The sequence below is a fragment of the Kribbella sp. genome (assembly GCF_035687465.1).
In the GTDB taxonomy this organism is placed as follows: Bacteria; Actinomycetota; Actinomycetes; order Propionibacteriales; family Kribbellaceae; genus Kribbella.
Genome location: NZ_DASRXP010000128.1, coordinates 1 through 4,149 on the forward strand (window position 1 = coordinate 1; position 4,149 = coordinate 4,149).

The following is a 4,149-nucleotide window of genomic DNA, read 5'->3' on the forward strand; positions in this document are numbered from 1 at the left end:
ACCCTCCCGGCTTCCTCGGCCTACACGTCCTCCAGCTGTTCTCGTTCCCGTCGGGCGACCCGTCCGAGTTCGAGAAGTTCACGCCGGAGGACTACGCGGCGCTGCAGCACCTGGAGTGGTTCCAGTCGGTCGGCGGCTACAACGCGATCAACTCCACCCGCCCACAGACCGTTGCCGTCGGCATCTCCGACTCCCCCGTCGGACAGCTGGCCTGGAACGAGCTCTTCAACAACTTCGGCAACGGCACCAGCCTGGTCACTCCCGAGCAGATCCTGACCGAGGTCTCCGTCTACTGGTTCACCAACTCCTCGGCAGCAGCCGGCCGCTACCACTTCGAAGAGAGCCACGCCGGCACCGAGCCCGCGATCAACTCCGCCCCCACCGGTGTCGTGGTCTTCGCCGACGACTTCAAGACCATCCGGCCACTGGCCGAGCGCGACAACTCCAACATCGTCCACTGGTCCAACTTCCCCGAGGGCGGCCACTTCGCCAGCCTTGAACGCCCCGAAGACATTACCGCCGACCTCCGCACCTTCTTCGCCACCCTCCGCTGACCGACCCATCCCCTGCTGACTGCTCATCCCCGCGACGCCGATCATCCCCGCGATGGTCGGCCTCGCGGCATGCGCCCGGACCGCCACCACTCATCAACCCGCCCCTTCGTCCCGAGAGCACGCCTGCGCACGCCTGGCCGGAGCTGATCTGTCGAGGTTGGTGAGTGGCAGCGGTCCGGGCCAGACGCCGAACATCACGAGTTCCTGCTGCTGTAGCTAGCCCGGGATCTTGATGGTGCCGATGGACTTGTTGCTGGTGGTGTCGATGGTGTCGATTCCGTCGGTGAAGAAGGTGCTGGCATAGATCCGGAAACCGTCCGGGCTGACGACGAGGGATCCGAGGCCGTCCCAGTCGACGTTCAGGCTGCGAACTATCTGCCACGATGAGGTGTCGATAGTGATCAGCTGTTCACGGGCCGTCGTGCCGGTGCCGGTCGACTTGTGGGTGTAGAGGAAGCGGCCGTCCGAGCTGAGCACGCTGCGTGATGCGGTGATGTCGACCGGCTGGGTCGAGACCGTCGGAATCGCCTTGCTCGTGTCGATGATGACCACGCCGCCCTCCGCCGCGGCGTACAGGCGCTTGCCGGTACCCAGGATCGGCGTACCGGTTTGCTGGTCCAACCTGAGCGGAGTACCGATCGGTTGTCTGGTGTTCGCGTCGAGGACCGTCACGGCTCTGCCATCGCCGTTGGGGGTGACGAAGATCTTGCCCTCGGCGACCAGGAGATCACTCGGATCGGCTCCGACTCCCACCGGGGCGCCGACGGCCTTGGCGGTCTGGGTATCGACAACAGTCATGGTGTTCGACGTCGGGCTGAGAGCGAAAAGCGTGTTCTCGTCCGGGCTGAGCGCCAGCCTCGTCGGTTGCTCGGCCACGGGAATCTGCTCACCGACAACCTTCCAGGTCGCCAGATCGACCATGGACACCGAGTTCGATCGCGCGTTCGCGACGTACATCCGCTGATGTTTCACAGCCAGGACGAAGTCGATCGGGTCGAGACCGACCTCGAGCGGCTCGCCGATCCGTTGCCGGCTGAGGGTGTCGATCTTGACCACCGTGTCGTTGACGACATCAGCGCCGTACAGGATCGTCCCGTCCTGGTTCATCGCCAGCGAGGAGAAGAACGGATCCTGCGGTGCCCTGGGTGCAGTCGAACCGGCCGCCTGATAACCCGCGATCAGCAGGACAGGCAGCACCAACGCTCCGATCACGACCCATCGCCGCCCGCCAAGCTCCGGTGCGTCCGCAACTGGGCGGTCCCGTCTGCTGTCCACGACGACGAGTCCCGCCAGGAGGAGCCAGGCTGCAGCCAACCCGGCGGCCGCAGCCGTGGGTGACGCGAAGCCGTCCTCGGTCCGGAAGATGCCCAGCCAGCAGACAGTTGCCCCGAGCATCCACCCGCCGAGGAACAGTGATCGGAGATTCCTTGGGGTGAGCAGGACGGCGGCGAGCGGCCCTGCGAGCGCGAGTTCCACCGTCAGGATGGAGAGGACGTTCCAGAGAACGTCCCGCCAGTTGTTGAACCCGGTGTCCGACGAACCCCAGAACAGCGGACGTCCCGAGTGGTAGATCTGCTCGATCACGATGACAAGCAAGGCGATCGTCGCCGCGACCCCCAACCCGAGGGCGATCCACTCGCGTCGGTCGGCCGGCCATGTCCAGCGGATCGCCAGGCCGTTCGCGCGCCGAAGGTGGATGACGCTCACCACGGCGGCCGCGATCCAGAGAGCCTGCCCGACAGCGGAGAGCCAAACGGTCGGTACTTCGAGATTGCCGTCGCCGGAAGGGGACAACCAATGGGCGTGCCAACTGGCCAGCCACAGACCACCGACCAGTACTGGAATCAATAGACCGGCGGTAAAGGCGAGGCGTCGCCGCAGAACAAAGCCGAACGAGATGACTGCGGCCACCGCAGCCGCGGTGAGATACCAGGCGTAGCCGGTTTCCCAGCCCCCGTCTGCGAAGCCCAGGACGACGCCCGCCGTCAGGGCGAGAGCCGCCAGCGCGGACAGCAGGGGAACAACGCTGGAGAGCGGCGGTCCGACGATCCTCCCCCGCCAACGACGAGCCGTGGCCCGCAAGGCGCCTCTGATGGTGATCGGGTCCTGGCCGTAGCTCCGGACCGCGCGAGTCCCTTCAGATGTGACCACCGGAGGTGGGAGCTCGGGCGCGTCCAGCCGGGCTTGTGCTGCTGTGGCGACTTCGGTGCTGTTGTCCTGGGCAAGGACCTCCAGCCGGGCGCGCGCAGTACGGCGTACTGCGTCGTTGTTTGCTCGAAGCAACTGACCGAGCGACTCGACGGCGACGAGTCGGTCGGGACTGATCGAGCTGGTGATCGCGGCATCGATGTAGGTAGGCAGCGCCCAGTTGACGTTCGCCGCGATGATCGTGCGGCCCTCGACGTTGTCGAGGCGCTTGGGTCGCTGGTTGGGCTGCTCGGCGATGACGCGTTCGTAGACGTAGCTGTAGAGCTCGTCGAGGGTGATGTCGCCGTCGTGATCGAGGTCGGCGCTGCCGTCGCGCAGGCCCGCGACCAGGTGACGAGTGAAGACCGACTCGGTGGCTTCACCGTGGATCGTGCTGCCTTCGAACGCGTACTGCGTGGCGTCGGAAGCAGTCAACACCGTCCGGGCGCGACCCTGGAATTTCTCAAGCGTGTGGACGGCCGAGTCCGCCTTGGCGAACTGCTGGGTCGCATACGCACCGCTGTAGCAACAGTCGAGGATCAGCACCTTCTGCCGCGACGGACTGTCGTTCATCGCCTCGTCGATCAACTCGGCCGATAACCCGGTGAACCGCAGGTTGCCGCGCTGGGTGTTCTTCATCGCGAGGTAGAGCCGACCGCTGTCGTCCTTGAGCCCGTGGCCGGTGAAGTACAGCAAAGTGAGATCGTCGCGGCGACTGTCCCTGTAGAACTCCGAGATCGCCAGTCCGACCTCGTGCGTCGGCGCGTTCAGCAGGATCTGTACGTCGAATCCCGCGATCGCCGGATCCTCCAGCACGGCCGCGAGTGATTCCGCGTCCTGGGCCGGCGTGGTCAGGCGTCTGAGGCCGGTGTCCTCGTACTCGTAGGTGGCGACCAACAACGCCAGCCGGCGGCCCACCGGACTACTCGTCCGCCGTGTTGAGGAAGACCTCGAGGAGCTGCTGCCGCTCGGCGAACGTCGGCCGGTCGAGCTCCATCGACCTGTCCCCGATCCTGACCTGGATCCGGTCGGGACCGGTCCGTCGCCCGAGCCAGTCGTGCAGTACGGCGATCAACGCCGGGATCATGCCACCCGCACCGACGAGCGCGACCGCGATCGCCCCGAACGTTGCCACATCCCCCTTGCTGCCCTCAGGCGCATCCGCCGCAACAGCCCGTACCTCGAGATCCTGCTCGACCAGCTCCCTGCGCAACTGCCGGGCCAGCCGATCGGCCCGCTCGAAATCCAGCTCGTCATCCGGCAGCACGACCAGCTCGACCCACCGCGCGCCACCATCGTCAGTCCGCCCCACGAACTCCCCCACCCATCGACGCCCGAACCCCTCCGCGCCACATCATCCTCGACCCACCCCCCACCCACAAGCACCTTCCACTAACAGTCCGTAGCG

Annotated in this window: 3 protein-coding genes; 1 reads left to right on the plus strand and 2 read right to left on the minus strand. The window is 66.1% G+C overall.

The genetic code is table 11. The features are described 5' to 3' along the window. Positions 1 to 554: alpha/beta fold hydrolase (locus VFG33_RS06620; RefSeq protein ID WP_414672930.1), on the plus strand; the 554-nt coding region annotated here is incomplete at its 5' end. A gap of 216 nt (positions 555 to 770) precedes the next feature. Here the strand turns inward: VFG33_RS06620 and VFG33_RS06625 are convergent. Together VFG33_RS06625 and VFG33_RS06630 are read right to left on the minus strand one after the other, a co-directional pair. Next, complete coding sequence (locus VFG33_RS06625; RefSeq protein ID WP_325023489.1) at positions 771 to 3,659, minus strand: caspase, EACC1-associated type; 2,889 nt, start codon at positions 3,657 to 3,659, stop codon at positions 771 to 773. Between the two features lie 4 nt (positions 3,660 to 3,663). After that, a complete protein-coding gene (locus tag VFG33_RS06630; RefSeq protein ID WP_325023491.1) occupies positions 3,664 to 4,053 on the minus strand; it encodes an effector-associated constant component EACC1 in 390 nt (129 codons plus the stop codon). Positions 4,054 to 4,149 lie beyond the last annotated feature (96 nt).